We start from the raw sequence: 14,494 nt of genomic DNA, 5'->3' as shown, positions 1-14,494 counted from the left end.
TCCTGCCGTACGGACTCCCTCATGCTCCGTGCCGCGCCCGGCCACGGCGAACCACGGGGGCCCATTGGGGTGGCGCACGGCGGATCAGGTCCCGGGCCCCGCCCCGCCGAGCCACGCGTCCGAGACCGCCAGGGCCGCCGCCATGATGCTGAGCTGCGGGTTGACCTCCGGGCAGCCCGGCAGGACGGAACCGTCCGCGACGAGGACTCCGCGGACACCGCGGAGTCTGCCCTCGGCGTCCGCGGGTGCCCGCCGGGGATCGTTCCCGGCGGCCACCGTGCCGGTCGGGTGGAACGCCGACACGTGCAGATCACGAGGGCCGGCCGAGGCGAGGAGTTCGTCGAGCGCGTCGAGCGAGCGGGCGCGGGGTGCGCCGGGGATTCCGGTGAGGACCTCCGTCGCCCCCGCCGCGAAGAGGAGGCGGCCCATCGCCCGTACGGCGGTCATCAGGCGGTCGCCGTCGCGGGGGTCGAGGTCGTAGCGGACGAGCGTCCGGTCCCGGCCCGTCACCTGTCCCGAGGGGCGGTCGGCGATCATCGCGCCGAGCGTGGCCAGACGGTCCGACGCCTCCAGTTCGCGCCGCAGTTCCCTGCCGAGGCCGGGCAGGACGAAGCTGCTCATGCCGGGCGGGCTCGCGGTCGCCTCGACGAGGATCCCGTGAGCGTGAAGTTCCTCAACCCCGACGCTCTGCAGGACGCCGCGCCAGGCCGTCACCGGCTCGGCGAAGCGTCCCGCGACGCTGGTGGCCGGATGCACGCTGAGGTTGCGGCCCAGGCGGGGATGTCCGCCGAGCCCGGAACGGCGCAGCAGGGGTGGTGTCTGGAGCGCCCCCGCCGCCGTCACGACCAGGGGGCTGAGGATCTCCATGACGCCGCCGTCGGGGCGGCGTGCCCTGACTCCCGCGGCACGGGGCGGGCCGGGAACGTCGTGGTCCACCAGGATGCGCAGGACCCGCGCGCCGGTGACGATCCGGGCGCCGGCGGCACAGGCGTCGGGCAGGACGGAGAGTTGCACGCTCTGTTTGGCTCCGGTGGGGCAGCCCACGACGCACTGGCACGAGCCCTTGCAGCCGGGGGCGTTGCGGCGCAGCGGGGCGGCCCGCCAGCCGAGCCGTCCGGCGCCGGCGAGGGCGAGCAGTCCGTTGTTGCCGAGGACGTCGAGGGGCTGGGGTGCCACGCGCAGGGTTCGTTCGGCCTCGTCGAGGAGGGGTCCGAAGCGGTCGGCGAGCCCGAACCCGAAGACGTCGCGCCAGCGTTCCAGGACGTGGTCCGGCGTGCGGTAGCAGGTGCCGGAGTTGACGACGGTGGTGCCGCCGACGGCCCGCCCGACCGGCAGCAGGACCGGCGGCCTGCCGAGGGCGACGGTGGCGCCGCCGTCCCGGTACAGCTCGGTGAACCGGTCGAGGGGTGCGCGGCGGCCGAAGGACGCGGTCGGGTGGTGCCGGCCCTCCTCCAGGACGATCACGCTCAGTCCGGCACGCGCGAAGGTCCGGGCGGCCATGGCGCCGCCCGCGCCTGAGCCGACGACGACCACGTCGGCGGTGGTGCGGGCCGGCCACTCCTCGGCCGGGGTGCAGTCGAGGGGCGGATCGGCGGGGGCGGGCGCGGGGAGGGGCGTGGCCGGGATCCGTTCGGTGCCCGCGGCCAGCAGCACGGGAACCTTGAGGAGGTCGAGCAGGGGGGCGAGCCGGGGCCGCCCGGCCAGCGAGCGGACCACGTCCTCGCGTTCGCCCGGGCCGAGGGCCGCCAGTCGTCTGCCGGTGCGCAGCACGGCGTACGTCTCCACGGCGGCGACGGCGGTGCGCACCCCGGTGCGGGCCGGTCCGGGCAGTGCGGCGAGCACGGAGTCGAGGCGGTGCGGGACACGGGCGGCCCAGGTGGTCCCGCCCTCGTCGGCGAGGAGCGCGGCGACGAGTCCGTCGGCGGTCATCGGGTGCCCGCCTCGGCGTGCGCGGTGCCGTCCAGGGTCCACGTGGCCTCCGGGCGCCAGCGGCCCCACCAGCGCTCCAGGACGACACGGGCGTCGGCGGACTCGCTGTTGCGGCACACCGCGCGGGCGCCGTCCGGGTCGCGGTACTCGAGGGTGAGGGTCCGTTCCGGCGGCTGGCGGACCTCGACGCGGATGCGGCGCAGGGCCGTGCGGCCGGTGACGGTCCACTCGGGCAGGTCCATGGCGGCGCGGAAGCGCCCGAGTCCGAGCCGGCCGATCGCCGAGCGTTCGGAGCGCCGTGGCCAGGTGCGGCCGTCGCGGCGCAGGCGCAGGAAGACGAGCGGAGGCAGGCGGCGCAGCGCGGGCCGGGTGGACACGGCCGCGACGATCTCCAGGACGTCTCCGCCGCCGAGGTCGGCGTGCAGCCAGGTCCAGCGGTGCGCGTTGCCGTGCCCGTAGATCCGGGCCGAGGCCCCGGGCGCGGCGCTCAGGTTCAAGGTGTTCTCCCCGTAGGAGAGTTCGCCGTCGTACGTGGCCCGGGCGGCCGGCAGCATCTGGGCGGCGGGCAGCACGGGGCGGCGCCAGGACCAGCGGGGGAAGGTGAACAGGGGCGGACCCTGCGGGCGTTCGAGGAGTTTCCAGCGGAAGTCGGCCGCACTGCCGGTGAGTTGTCCGGCCAGGCAGGACACCTCCTCGGTCGTGAAGCCGTCGGCCGGTCCGGTCCAGGGGACGGGTCCGAAGCGGGCGTGGCGCACCTCGCCCTCGCGGGGGAACACGGCGGCCCAGCCGTGGGCGAACGGCTCGGATCCGTCGGCGGGTGCGATGAGTTCGTGGTGCAGCCAGACGCCGGTGCCGGTGGCCGGGTCGGTCAGGGTCGTGTACCAGACCTCGGTGCGGCCGGGGGCGCCGTTCCAGCGCGGGGCCATGTGCTCGGCGGGGTCCTCGTGGCGCGGGAAACGGAAGCTGAGCAGGAAGGGGGCGAGGCCCGTGGCGGCCGGGAAGCGCAGGATGCCCTCGCCGGCCCGCGCGTCGCCCTCGTACAGGGTGAAGGGCAGGGTGGTCATGGACGCGAGGGGGTGGCGCGGGGTGACCGACTTCCAGCCGTCCAGGGTGAGGCGGCGTCCGTCGGCGGTGAACGTGAGGCGGTAGCGGATGCGTCGCCTGGCGATCGGGGACACCTCCAACTCGCCTTCGGCGCGCGGGTCGTCGGTGTGTCCGGCGATGCGTACCCGGCCGGTGAGGCGGGCCGGGGTCGTCCGGTGCGGGAGCAGGACCCGGTCGGCGGCGGCCCGCAGATCGAGCCGGATGCGCCGCTCCCCCGGTTCGCCGTCGAGGCGGACGGTGCCGAGCATCGTCTCGGCGAAGCGCGTGCCCCTCATGCGAGGCCGTCCAGCATGATGCGCTCGGTGTCGCGCAGATACGTGTCGGCCGCCTCGCGCGCCCGCCTCGCGTCTCCCGCGCCGACGGCCTCCACGACGGGCGCCAGACGCGCGTGGGCGGCCTCCGGGTCGGTGAAGGGGCCCTTGAGCAGGGAACGGACCGGCAGATAGGCGTTGAAGAGCGTGTTCGTGAGGAGGACGTACACGCGGTTGCCGGTGGCGCGGGCGAGCGCGCGGTGCACCTCGACGTCGGCGAGCTGGACGGCGTCCGCGTCGTCGGCGCGCAGCACGGCGCCGAGGAGCGCGGCCAGTTCGGCCCGCTGCGGGCGGGTACGGCGCTCGGCGGCCCGTTCGGCGATCAGCGCGCCGACTCCGCGCCGCACTTCGAACACTTCGCGCACCCAGCCGGCGTCGTGCCGCACGAGCATGGGCAGGAGGTCCGCTCCGCCGAGCCGGGCGTAGTCCCGCACCCGGGTGCCCACTCCGTGCCGGGTCTCCAGCAGTCCGGCCTGCACGAGCCGTCCGAAGGCGTGCTTGAGCGTGGTGCGCGTGACGCCGTACCCGTCGGCCAGCCGCCGTTCGGGAGGAAGGTAACTCCCCGCCGGATGGCGGCCGTCGAGTATGTCCGTCCGCAGCCGGTCCTCCAGGACGTCCACGATGGTCTCGCGGGGCAGAGCCTCCACGTTTCCCCCTCCGGGCAAGTGGCTGAGTGGATGAGCCACTGAACCAGTCACCGCCGCCCGAGGTCAACCCTCAGGGCGCACAACTCGTTTCGGTCCGCCGCAAGTTGGACCGGACCAACCGTGCGCAAGTCGTTGACATGTACGCCACCTCGCAGGACTCTGAGAGCGCTCTCAAGCAGAAGCGGACGAGCCGCGTCCGCGTGCATCCACCTCACTGAACCCCCACATCAAGGAGGCAGAGAGTGCGCTTACACATCAAGTGGCCGGCCTGGGCGCTGGCCTGCGCCACACTCGCCGCGGCACTGCTCACCTTCGGCGCGCCCTCCCGCGCCGAAGCCGCGGTCCCGGCGACCATCCCCCTCACCTTCACCAACAACTCCGGCCGGGGCGAACAGGTCTTCATCTACGACCTCGGCACCCAGCTCTCGACCGGACGGCAGGGCTGGGCCGACGCGAACGGCACCTTCCACGCGTGGCCCGCGGGCGGCAACCCCCCGACGCCCGCGCCCGACGCGTCGATCACGGGACCGGCCAACGGCCAGTCGAAGACGATCCGGCTCCCCAAGTTCTCCGGACGGCTCTACTTCTCCTTCGGGCAGAAGCTCGACTTCCGGCTGACGACCGGCGGTCTCGTGCAGCCGGCCGTCCAGAATCCGAGCGACCCGAACCGCAACATCCTCTTCAACTGGTCCGAGTACACCCTCAACGACTCCGGTCTGTGGATCAACAGCACCCAGGTCGACATGTTCTCCGCTCCGTACGCCGTCGGAGTCAAGCTCGCCAACGGGACCACGAAGAGCACCGGGCACCTCAAGTCCGGCGGCTACAACGGCTTCTTCAGCGCGCTGCGCAGTCGGCCGGGCGGCTGGGCAAACCTCGTCCAGACCCGGTCCGACGGCACGGTGCTGAGGGCGCTCGCCCCGGGCCACGGCATCGAGGCGGGCGCGCTTCCGGCCACCGTCATGGACGACTACATCAACCGCGTCTGGCAGAAGTACGGTTCGTCGACGCTGACGGTGACCCCCTTCGGCGACCAGCCGAACACCAAGTACTTCGGCCGGGTCTCCGGTGGCGTCATGAACTTCACCAACAGCTCCGGAGCGGTCGTCACCAGCTTCCAGAAGCCCGACTCGGACAGCGTCTTCGGCTGCTACAAGCGGCTCGACGCGCCCAACGACCTGGTGCGCGGGCCCATTTCACGCACCCTGTGCGCGGGGTTCAACCGCACCACCCTGCTGACCAACCCGCAACAGCCGGACACCTCGTCGGCGGGCTTCTACACGGACGCGGTGACCAACCAGTACGCCCGCGCCATCCACGCGCAGATGGCCGACGGCAAGGCCTACGCGTTCGCGTTCGACGACGTCGGCAACCACGAGTCGCTCGTCAACGACGGCAATCCGCAGCAGGCGTACGTCACGCTGGACCCGTTCAGCTGACCGAGGCCGCGTCGCGTGAGCGGGGGCGGTTCCCGGGCCGGAACCGCCCCCGTGTCTGTCCCCGCGCCCGTGCCCGTCCCTGCGCCGTTGCCTGTACATGTGCCCGTTGTACGTCCCCAGGCCCGCGCCTCGTCGTCGAGGTCGCCGTGGGTGTGGTCCGGCGTCGGCGGTCTCATCCCTCGCCGTCGGGATCCAGGCAGTGCACGGGAACCCGTTGGACGAGGTTGTTCACGAAGCCGCCGCGGTTCCACGGCTGGTCGAGCGGCTGGGTGTGGCCTTCGGCGTCGGTGGCCCGGGCGCTGAGGACGTGGGGACCGGGCGTCGCCGTCCAGGTGAACCGCCACCCGCGCCAGGCCCATCGGTGACCGTCCGGCGGGTCGAGCCGGGCCGGGTGCCAGGAGCGCTCCTCGTCCGTGCTGACCTCGACACCGGTCACGGGTGCGCGGCCCGACCAGGCCCGTCCGGTCAGGGTGACGGTGCCCGGCGGCACCACCCGCGCCCGCGACATGAAGTCGGGGAAACCCGGCGGGGCCAGCAGGGCGCGCGGGGCGATGCGGGTGACCGGCTCACCCTCGTCGGCGGCCTCCTGCCGCAGCCGGTACGCCACGGCCTGCTGGAATCCCCGGAACGGCGCGCTGGTCACCGTGATGTCCCGGAGCCACTTCACATGTGCCATGCCGTACCAGCCCGGCACCACGAGCCGCACGGGGTGTCCGTGCTGCGGTGGCAGCGGGGCACCGTTCATCGCGTAGGCCACCAGGACCTCGGGCTCCTCGCCCGATGCCACGTCCAGGGGCAGGGCGCGCTGGTAGTCCTGCTCGACCCCGCGTTCCACACCGTGATCGGCTCCGGTGAACACCACGTCCACCGCGTCCGGTTCGACGCCGGCCTCGGCGAGCAGCAGCCGCAGCGGCACACCGGTCCACTCGGCCGTCCCGACCGCCTCCACCAGCCAGGGCTGGCTCACCGGCCGGGGCGTCAGCAGCGCCCGGCCGTTGCCCGCGCACTCCATGGTCACCCGCTGTCTGACCGCGGGATACGCCTTCAGCTCGTCGACCCCGAGCAGCAGCGGACGCCGTACCCGCCCGCCGAGGACGAGCCGCCAGGACTCCTCCTCCGCGTACGGGATGTCGTAGTGGGTCAGCACGTAGTGCAGTCCCGGAGGTGTGACCTCGTACCGCAGGGCCTCCAGCGGCAGGCCGTGGTTCCGGGCGGCGAGTGCCAGCTCCTGTGCGCTGATGCCCTCGTCCGGACCGGCCAGCCGGGCGGGTGCGCTCAAATCCTCGAGGCGTTGCCCCATGGGGTCCATTGTCCGCCCGCCCGGGGCGGGAGCGCCAGACCGGCCCCGAGGGCCCTATGCCGGACGCGGGCCGGCGCTGCGGTCCACCAGGTGGCGCCAGCCGGCCTCCAGGCGCTCCTGCGGCATGCCGCGCTGGCGGGTCAGATGGCCGATCAGCGCGGGGTCGAGGTAACCCATCAGCGTCTGGGCGACCAGCTCGATGTCCGTGTCCGGTCCCGGGTCGGCCTGCCGCAGGAGCATGCACACGTGCATGAAGCGGACCCGGTACGGCGCGGCGGTGAAGCGGCGGGTGACCTCGGGCTCGGCGGCGAGGTACAGGTCGAGCTGTTCGGAGGTCTGGCGCAGGGCGTGGCATCCGAAGGCGTGCAGGCGCTCCACCGGCGACGCGCCGGGGCCGAGCGGGGCCGGTCCGCTGATGAAGGCGGTCTGGAAGCGCTGCTCCGTGTGGTCGAGCAGGGCCATGAGCAGGCCGGTGCGGTCGCCGAAGCGCCGGAAGACGGTCCCCTTGCCCACGGCCGCGGCGCAGGCGACGCCCTCCATCGTGAGCCTGGCCACACCCTGCTCCTCGACCAGCCGCGCCGCGGCCTCGAGCAGGCGGGCGCGATTACGGGCGGCGTCGGCGCGCAGCGGGGCGGCCTCGGGCGCGCTGAGCTGCATGAGGACGGGCTCGTCGGGCGTTTCCGGTCGCTTCGGGAACGGCGGAAGTGGCTGGGACATGAAGCCAGCGTAACGGCATCCGGGGACAACTGGACTGCGGTCCGCTTCAGTGGTAGACCTTAAGCGGACTTCGGTCCGTTTTGTTGCGGCAATGTTTCAGCGTTTCCAGCCCCCCAGGAGATTTCCATGTCCGTACGCATCCTCGCGCTCGTCGGCAGCCTGCGCGCCGGTTCCCACAACCGTCAGCTCGCCGAGGCGGCCGTCAAGCTCGCTCCGCAGGGCGCCGAGGTCGAGCTCTTCGAGGGCCTGGCCGAGATCCCCTTCTACAACGAGGACATCGACGTCGAGGGCGACGTGCCCGAGGCCGCCGCACGGCTGCGCGCCGCGGCCGGCGAGGCCGACGCGTTCCTGCTGTTCTCGCCCGAGTACAACGGCACCATCCCCGCGGTGCTGAAGAACGCCATCGACTGGCTGTCCCGTCCGTACGGCGCGGGCGCCTTCACCGGCAAGCCGGTCGTCGTGGTCGGCACCGCCTACGGCCAGTTCGGCGGCGTCTGGGCGCAGGACGAGGCCCGCAAGGCGGTGGGCATCGCCGGCGGCACCGTGCTGGAGGACGTCAAGCTCTCCGTCCCCGGCTCCGTCGTCCGCTTCGCCGAGACGCACCCGGCCGACGACGCCGAGGTCGCGGCGCAGCTCTCCGAGGTCCTGGACCGTCTTCACGGCCACGTCTCGGCGCCCACCGCTGCCTGACAACTCCCTTGTGGGCCGGTCCGGTTGACCCGGACCGGCCTTCGTCATGTCGTGACTCGGTCACCGTTCGTCCCAAGATCGCCACGCCCCTGGCGGAGCGTCACCCTCCGCGACAGGATGCCCGCATGAAGAGCGATCTCTTTTCCAGTGACCACATGGTGCAGCCGGCCGTCGCGGCGGGCATGAGCGTGCAGAACGCCAAGTCCATCAAGTACGCCGTCCAGGGCGAGATGTTCGCGCGTCAGGGCGCGATGGTCGCCTACCGGGGCAGCCTCCAGTTCGAGCGCAAGGGCCAGGGCGTGGGCGGCATGCTCAAGCGGGCGGTCACCGGTGAGGGACTTCCGCTGATGACCGTCCGCGGGCAGGGCGAGGCCTGGTTCGCGCACGAGGCGCAGAACTGTTTCATCGTGGGCATCGAGCCCGGCGACGTGTTCACGGTCAACGGCCGCAACGTGCTGTGTTTCGACGCCTCCCTGTCGTACGAGATCAAGACCGTCAAGGGCGCGGGCATCACCGGCGGCGGTCTGTTCAACAGCGTCTTCACCGGGCACGGCAGCCTGGGACTGATATGCGAGGGCAACCCGCTCGTCATTCCCGTCTCCGAGCAGCAGCCGGTGTTCGTCGACACCGACGCGGTCGTCGGCTGGACCGCGCACCTGCGCACCTCGCTGCACCGATCGCAGTCGATCGGCTCGATGATCCGGGGCGGTTCGGGCGAGGCGGTGCAGCTCAGGCTGGAGGGCGAGGGCTACGTCGTCGTGCGTCCCAGTGAGGCGACACCGCAGAAGACCCAGCAGCACTGATCCGGGTGCGACGGTACGAGGGGCCCCGCCGGTCGGCGGGGCCCCTCGTACCGTCTGCCGTACCGTCCGTTCGTCCGGCGGAGCCGTCCGTCAGCGGCGGGCGGCCGGGGTGTTGGCGGCCGTGACGTTGACCGCGGCCCAGGCCGCGCCCACCGTCTTGTACTCGCGGCTGTTCGCCCCGTACATGTCGGCGGCGGCCTTCAGCGTGGCCTTCCGCGCGTCGTGGAAGTCGGTCGTGGAGACCATGTACCGGGTGAGCGCCCGGTAGAAGACGGCGGTGGCCTTGGTGCGGCCGATCCCGGTCACCCGGGAACCGTCGTACGTCGGCGAGTCGTACGCCACGCCGTTGATCGTCTTGCGGCCGCTGCCCTCGGCGAGCAGGTAGAACGCGTGCGAGGAGACACCGGAGCCGGCGTGCACCTCGGCGTCGTACACGGCGGGCGACCAGTAGTCGATCGACTCCTCGAGCACGTCGAGCGACGGGTGGTCGAGGCGGCGCAGGAACTTCTGGGCGAGGCCCAGCTTCTCCCCCATCAGGTAGTTCGGCGGGTTCTTCGGGTTGTTCGCCGCGAACTCGACGTTGATGCCGAAGATGTCCGCGAGCGACTCGTTGAGGGAACCCGCCTCGCCGTACTGGTTGCCGTCGTCGTCGACCCGGGTGGGTTCGAGGGCGGCGGTCGCGTCGACGACCCCGTGGGTCAGCTCGTGTCCGGTGACGTCGAGGACGACGAGGGGCTTCTTGAACACCCGGCCGTCGCCGTCGCCGTACGCCATGCAGTTGCAGTACGAGTCCCAGAAGGCGTTGCCGACCTTGTTGCCGAAGTGGACCATCCCGCGGGCGCCGGTGCTGTTGTTCTTGATGCCCTTGCGGCCGAAGGTCTTCTTGTAGAAGTCCAGGGTCTGGGTGATGCCGTACTGGGCGTCGACGGCGGCGGTGGTCCGGGCCGAGGTGGTGCCGTTGCCCCACTTGTTGTCGCCGTCGGTGAACGCCTTGCCCCGCGCGAAGGACTCCAGCTCCTGGCCCCTGGCGTCCCGGGTCTCGGTGTTCCACCGGGTCGGGTCCTTGAGCACGTAGCTGGTCCGCGCGGTGCGGGTGGTGGTCAGGGACACCTTGCCGGCGAACAGGGAGGCTCCGCTGCCCTTGGCCGTGGCCGGGTAGCGGCCCGCCGCGGCGATGCCCGTGAGACCGGACAGCCCAGCACCGGCGGCGATACCGGTCTGCGGGGTCGCGCTCTCGCCGCGCTCGCGGAGCGTGGCCGCGAGAGACGGCGATATGAACTCGTCGGTGTTCGGGGTGTTGCTGCGGATCCGGCCGGTACGGGCGTCCACGACGACCGTGCTCGAACCGCCGGCCTCCGTGGTGTCGCTGTCCGTGACGAGCACCTGGTAGGCGAGGGCGGTGGCGCCGTCGCGGGCGTCCACCACGAGACGGGCGGTGTCCGCGTCGCCCTTCGCGACGGCCTCCGCCTTGCGCAGCGCCTGCTCGGGTGTCAGCTCCGCCTCGACGCTGGACGGCTTCACCACGTGGTCGGCGGCCCGGGTCACGCCCAGGTACGCGCCCCGCCCGTCGAGGTGGACGACCAGGTCGCCGCCGAGGACCGGGAGGCCCTGGTGGGTACGGACGAAACGGACGTGCCGCTTTCCGTCCGGGTCCGTCATCACGTCCTTGGCCTGGAGGGTGTCGCCGCGGGTGACACCGGTGGCCGAGGCGTGCGCGAACGCGGCCGCCCTGGCCGCGGCCACGGGCGACGAGGCCGAGGCCGCCGCGTGGGCGGGCCCGTCCGGCGCGGAGGCGAAGGCGGGGCCGGGGAGCGTGGCGGCCGTCGTCACGGCGACGGCGATCGCCACGCGGCGTATGTGGGGTCTACGCACTGAGTTCCTTCGTACGGGGGCGGCCGTGACAGCAACCGCCCCACGGCGCGGCGCCGTTGCGCACCGCGGGAGCTGTCGGCTCCCGACCGGACAGATGTGCGGGGGAATGCGGCGGTTGCCTGGCCGGGACGATCAACGTCCGCGTGTGACCGATGTCGCACCCACCCGGCCCCGGAGCGGACGGGACGGGCGTGCGAAGCGGTCACACCGTGCGGTCGGCGAGCGAGGACAGCAGGGTGCGGAGTTCCGCCGCGGGTTCCTGGGCGAGCGGCAGTCCGGCGAGGAGCGCGTCCGCCGCGGCCAGCCGGCGGCGGGCCGCGCGCACGGCCGCCGCGCGGCCCCCGGCCCGCTCGACGAGCGCCGCCGCCCGGCGGACTCCGGATTCGTCCATGGAATTGGCGGCCATGAGGAGTTCGTGGAGTTCGCCGTACCCGGCGCCGCCGAGCGCCGCGAGCACGGGGAGGGTCTTCTTCCCCTGCCGCAGGTCGCTGTGGACCGGCTTGCCGGTGAGCGAGGGATCGCCCCAGATGCCGAGGACGTCGTCGGCGATCTGGAAGGCGACACCGAGGTGCCGTCCGGCGCGGTCGAGCGCGGTCACGGTCCGGTCCGGGGCTCCGGCCAGGCGGGCGCCGAGCGCCGGCGCGCAGCCGAGCAGGGCACCGGTCTTGCGTTCGGCCATCACCTCGTACTCCCCTGCCGTGACCGCGTCCGGTCCCGTCCAGGGCCGGTCGGCGAACAGCAGGTCGTCGGCCTGGCCGCGGACGAGATCGCCGAGGGCCGCGGTCAACTGCCGTACGGCGGAACCGGCTTGAGGAGTGAAGGCCGTCGTCTCGACGGCCAGGGCGAACAGCGCGTCACCCGCGAGGACGGCGGGACCGGTGCCGTACGCCTTCCATACGGCCGGGCGGCCGCGGCGCAGCGCGTCACCGTCCATGATGTCGTCGTGGAGCAGCGAGAAGACGTGCACGAGCTCCACCGCGACTGCGGCGGGCACGCCCGCCTCGGCGGGGCCGAGGGCGACTTCCGCCCCGAGGACGGCCAGCGCCTGCCGCACCCCCTTGCCCTGACCGTGATCGGCGGGGGCGCCGCCGACCTCGCAGCGGCCGAGCGCGTACCGGGCCATCTCGGCCACCCAGGGGTGCAGCGTGCCGATCGCCTCCGACAGCGCGGGAGCGACGAGTTCGCGGCAACGGCGCAACACCTGCGCGGCGTCGGCCGGCGCCGGGAAGGCCGGGGCCGGCGAGGCCGAACCCGCACCGGCCTCGGGAGCGGACGCACGGCCGATGGCCGGGGAGAGCGCGCCGCCGAGGGCCGGGGACGGCGCACGGTCGAGAGCCGAGGGAGGCCCGCTGTCGAGAGCCGGGGACGGTACGTGGTCGAGGGCCGGGGAGGTCATCACGCGGCCTCCGTCTCGTCGGTCCCGGTCGTCAACCCGAGTTCCGTGCGGGCCCGTTCGACCATCCGGTGGGCGTGCCGCAGCCCGATGCCCTCCAGCACCGAGGCCAGCTCGTCCAGTTCGGCGGCGGTTTCGGCGCGGTCGCGGCCGAGACGGGCGAGCGACTTGACCAGCCCGAGCCGGGACAGGGCCGTACCGCGCGGCTCGCTCATCGCCTCGAACTCCGCCAGGGCGCCCGCGTACACGTCACGCGCCTGCTCGTAACGCCGGGCGCGGTAGAGGACGTTGCCGCGCATCTTGTGGTTGTAGGCGAGCGCGCCGGACAGCTTCATCGCGCGGCAGGAGACCTCGGCCTCGCTCAGCAGCTCCAGCGCGCGGTCCGTGTCCCCGTCCCGCACCGAGACGATGTCCGCGAGTCCGCGCAGCGCCCATGCGTGGCCGCGCCGGTCCTCGGCACCGGCGGCTATCCCGGCCGCCTCCTCGAACATCGCGTAAGCACGGTCGTACGCGCCGGTGTTGCGGTGGATCTGGGCGATGCCCTCCAGCGCCCACACGGTGTGCCGGGCCTCGCCGCGCTTGCGGGCCTCGGCCAGCAGCTGCTCGTGCAGCTCCGTGACGGCCGCGTAGTCGCCCTGGATGCGGCCGGTCTCCGCCATTCCGGCCAGCGAGTAGCCGCGCACCACGACGTCCCCCGCCTGTCCGCCGAGTTCGGCGGCCAGCCGCAGCAGCCGCCACGCCAGCGGGAACGCTCCGCGCTGGCGGGCCAGGGTGCCGCCGCTCCACAGGGCCCACGCCATCGCGGCGCCGTCCCCGGCCTCGCGGGCGGTGCGGTAACTCGCCTTCCACGCCCGGTCGGCGTCCGCCACCTGTCCGAGCCGGCGGTGCGCCTCGGCGACCGCGAGGCCCGACCGGGCCGCCTCGGCGCGGGCACCGTCGCGCTCGGCGGCGCGCAGTTGCTCGGTGCCCGCCGCGAGGACGTCGGTCAGCGAGGAGTTCACCGACAGGGTGGTCAAGGCGCCCTGGTATTCCGGGGCGAAGGCTTTGCCGTACATGAGTGCCTTTCCGTCCGCCACCGTCCGTCCGCGTACGAGATCGGTCCGGTGGTGATGCTGTTGTCGACTCCATCAGGGCGGTGACGTGCGGGGACTCGGCTATGCACGCCACGTATACACGGCATGTATACGCAAGGGGTATAGTGCGCCCGGTTTCCGCCCGTGAAGTGATGTCTCTGGGAGGACCGCGTGCCACGCGCCCGTTGCGGATCAAGACGTCGATCGCGTACGGCAGGTTGCCTGGCCGCCCCAAAACACGTTGCACGCGGCCTGAACGGCCCACAGGATGGCGGCAAACAGAGCCTCCCACGCGGAAAGCAGGCCACCTTGCCCCCAGCCCCGATGCACGCGAACGAGACGCGGATCGGTGGTTCGCTCGTACGGCGCCTGCTCGCCGAGCAGTTCCCTCGGTGGGCCCGGCTGCCGCTGAGGCGCGTGCGGTCGGCCGGTACCGTCAACGCCCTCTACCGACTCGGCGACGACATGGCCGTGCGCCTCCCGCGGGTCGCGGACGGCGCCGACGACGCCGTCAAGGAACACACCTGGCTGCCACGGCTCGCCCCCCTGCTCCCGTTCCCGGTCCCCGAGATCCTCGGCCTCGGCACGCCGGCCGCCGACTACCCGTGGCACTGGTCCGTGCTGCGCTGGCTCGACGGCGACACTCCGCAGCCCGGCGCCCTGACCGGCGCACCGGAACTGGCCGCCGACCTGGGCGCGTTCATCACCGCCCTGCGCGGGATCGACCTGCCCGGCGGGCCGGGCGCCTATCGCGGCATCCCGCTGGCCTCGGTGGACGCCGAGACCCGCTCGGCGATCGGCGAACTGAGCGGCCACATCGACACCGGGGCCGCGACGGCGGCCTGGGAGGAAGCGCTGGCGGCACCCGCCTGGACGGGCCCTGCGCGCTGGCTCCACGCGGATCTGATGCCGATGAACCTCCTGGTCCGCGGGGGGCGCCTCACGGCCGTCATCGACTTCGGCACCTTCGGCACCGGCGATCCGGCCTGCGACTTCATCCCGGCATGGAACCTGCTGCCCGCCGAGGTGCGGCCCGCCTTCCGGGACGCGGCCGGCGCCGACGACTCCGGCTGGGCGCGCGCACGCGGCTGGGCCCTGTCCATGGCCCTCACCCAACTCCCGTACTACCGCGTCACGAACCCGGTGATCGCGGGCAACGCCGAGCACGTGATCCGCGAAGTACTGGCCGAGGGGCGGACGGTGTAGCCGCGCGTCC

12 protein-coding genes are annotated in these 14,494 nt (G+C 73.1%); 4 read left to right on the top strand and 8 right to left on the bottom strand.

All coding sequences use genetic code 11. From position 1 onward, the window contains the following. Positions 1-84: 84 nt before the first annotated feature. Genes ACFYYF_RS12410 through ACFYYF_RS12400 form a run of 3 tightly spaced genes read right to left on the bottom strand, consistent with a single transcriptional unit; the run spans position 85 to position 3,991 of the window. Complete coding sequence (locus ACFYYF_RS12410) at positions 85-1,929, bottom strand: GMC family oxidoreductase N-terminal domain-containing protein (RefSeq protein ID WP_388774282.1); 1,845 nt, start codon at positions 1,927-1,929, stop codon at positions 85-87. Next, positions 1,926-3,308: a hypothetical protein gene (locus ACFYYF_RS12405; RefSeq protein WP_388774280.1), complete on the bottom strand. Its 1,383-nt coding sequence runs from the start codon at positions 3,306-3,308 to the stop codon at positions 1,926-1,928. The genes ACFYYF_RS12410 and ACFYYF_RS12405 overlap by 4 nt, the downstream gene beginning before the upstream one ends. Next, a complete protein-coding gene (locus ACFYYF_RS12400) occupies positions 3,305-3,991 on the bottom strand; it encodes a FadR/GntR family transcriptional regulator (protein WP_388774278.1) in 687 nt (228 codons plus the stop codon). Before ACFYYF_RS12400 ends, ACFYYF_RS12405 begins: the two co-directional genes overlap by 4 nt. Before the next feature lie 242 nt (positions 3,992-4,233). On the opposite strand from ACFYYF_RS12400, the gene ACFYYF_RS12395 reads away from it, so the two are divergent. Then, positions 4,234-5,430 carry a glycoside hydrolase family 64 protein gene (locus ACFYYF_RS12395; RefSeq protein WP_388774276.1) on the top strand — a complete coding sequence of 399 codons (1,197 nt, stop codon included), beginning with the start codon at positions 4,234-4,236 and terminating at the stop codon, positions 5,428-5,430. 172 nt (positions 5,431-5,602) lie between these two features. Here ACFYYF_RS12395 and ACFYYF_RS12390 read toward each other — a convergent pair whose 3' ends face one another. Both ACFYYF_RS12390 and ACFYYF_RS12385 read right to left on the bottom strand, forming a co-directional pair. Continuing rightward, positions 5,603-6,730: a sulfite oxidase gene (locus tag ACFYYF_RS12390; protein ID WP_388774273.1), complete on the bottom strand. Its 1,128-nt coding sequence runs from the start codon at positions 6,728-6,730 to the stop codon at positions 5,603-5,605. A 54-nt stretch (positions 6,731-6,784) separates the two neighbouring features. Further along, the gene (locus tag ACFYYF_RS12385; protein WP_388774271.1) at positions 6,785-7,447 is read right to left on the bottom strand and encodes a TetR/AcrR family transcriptional regulator; all 663 of its coding nucleotides are present in this window, start codon (positions 7,445-7,447) and stop codon (positions 6,785-6,787) included. Positions 7,448-7,573: 126 nt separating this feature from the next. Here ACFYYF_RS12385 and ACFYYF_RS12380 point away from each other — a divergent pair, with 126 nt between their 5' ends. Together ACFYYF_RS12380 and ACFYYF_RS12375 are read left to right on the top strand one after the other, a co-directional pair. After that, positions 7,574-8,137, top strand: coding sequence for an NAD(P)H-dependent oxidoreductase (locus ACFYYF_RS12380; protein ID WP_388774269.1), 564 nt, complete (start codon positions 7,574-7,576; stop codon positions 8,135-8,137). Positions 8,138-8,262: 125 nt separating this feature from the next. Further along, complete coding sequence (locus tag ACFYYF_RS12375; protein ID WP_361682376.1) at positions 8,263-8,940, top strand: AIM24 family protein; 678 nt, start codon at positions 8,263-8,265, stop codon at positions 8,938-8,940. Positions 8,941-9,030: 90 nt separating this feature from the next. Here the strand turns inward: ACFYYF_RS12375 and ACFYYF_RS12370 are convergent, their stop codons facing one another. From ACFYYF_RS12370 to ACFYYF_RS12360, 3 genes are all read right to left on the bottom strand, one after another. Continuing rightward, the gene (locus tag ACFYYF_RS12370; RefSeq protein ID WP_388774266.1) at positions 9,031-10,812 is read right to left on the bottom strand and encodes a M4 family metallopeptidase; all 1,782 of its coding nucleotides are present in this window, start codon (positions 10,810-10,812) and stop codon (positions 9,031-9,033) included. A 202-nt stretch (positions 10,813-11,014) separates the two neighbouring features. Then, the gene (locus ACFYYF_RS12365; protein WP_388774263.1) at positions 11,015-12,208 is read right to left on the bottom strand and encodes a polyprenyl synthetase family protein; all 1,194 of its coding nucleotides are present in this window, start codon (positions 12,206-12,208) and stop codon (positions 11,015-11,017) included. After that, on the bottom strand, positions 12,208-13,260 hold the full coding sequence (locus ACFYYF_RS12360) for a tetratricopeptide repeat protein (protein ID WP_388774260.1): 1,053 nt from the start codon (positions 13,258-13,260) through the stop codon (positions 12,208-12,210). The genes ACFYYF_RS12365 and ACFYYF_RS12360 overlap by 1 nt, the downstream gene beginning before the upstream one ends. A gap of 342 nt (positions 13,261-13,602) precedes the next feature. Here ACFYYF_RS12360 and ACFYYF_RS12355 point away from each other — a divergent pair, with 342 nt between their 5' ends. After that, the gene (locus ACFYYF_RS12355) at positions 13,603-14,484 is read left to right on the top strand and encodes an aminoglycoside phosphotransferase family protein (RefSeq protein ID WP_388774258.1); all 882 of its coding nucleotides are present in this window, start codon (positions 13,603-13,605) and stop codon (positions 14,482-14,484) included. The last annotated feature ends 10 nt before the right edge of the window (positions 14,485-14,494 follow it).

It is taken from the genome of Streptomyces sp. NPDC001914, assembly GCF_042891215.1.
GTDB lineage: Bacteria > Actinomycetota > Actinomycetes > Streptomycetales > Streptomycetaceae > Streptomyces.
Note: the sequence above shows the minus strand (reverse complement) of the source record. Positions and strands in the feature narration are given on the sequence as shown.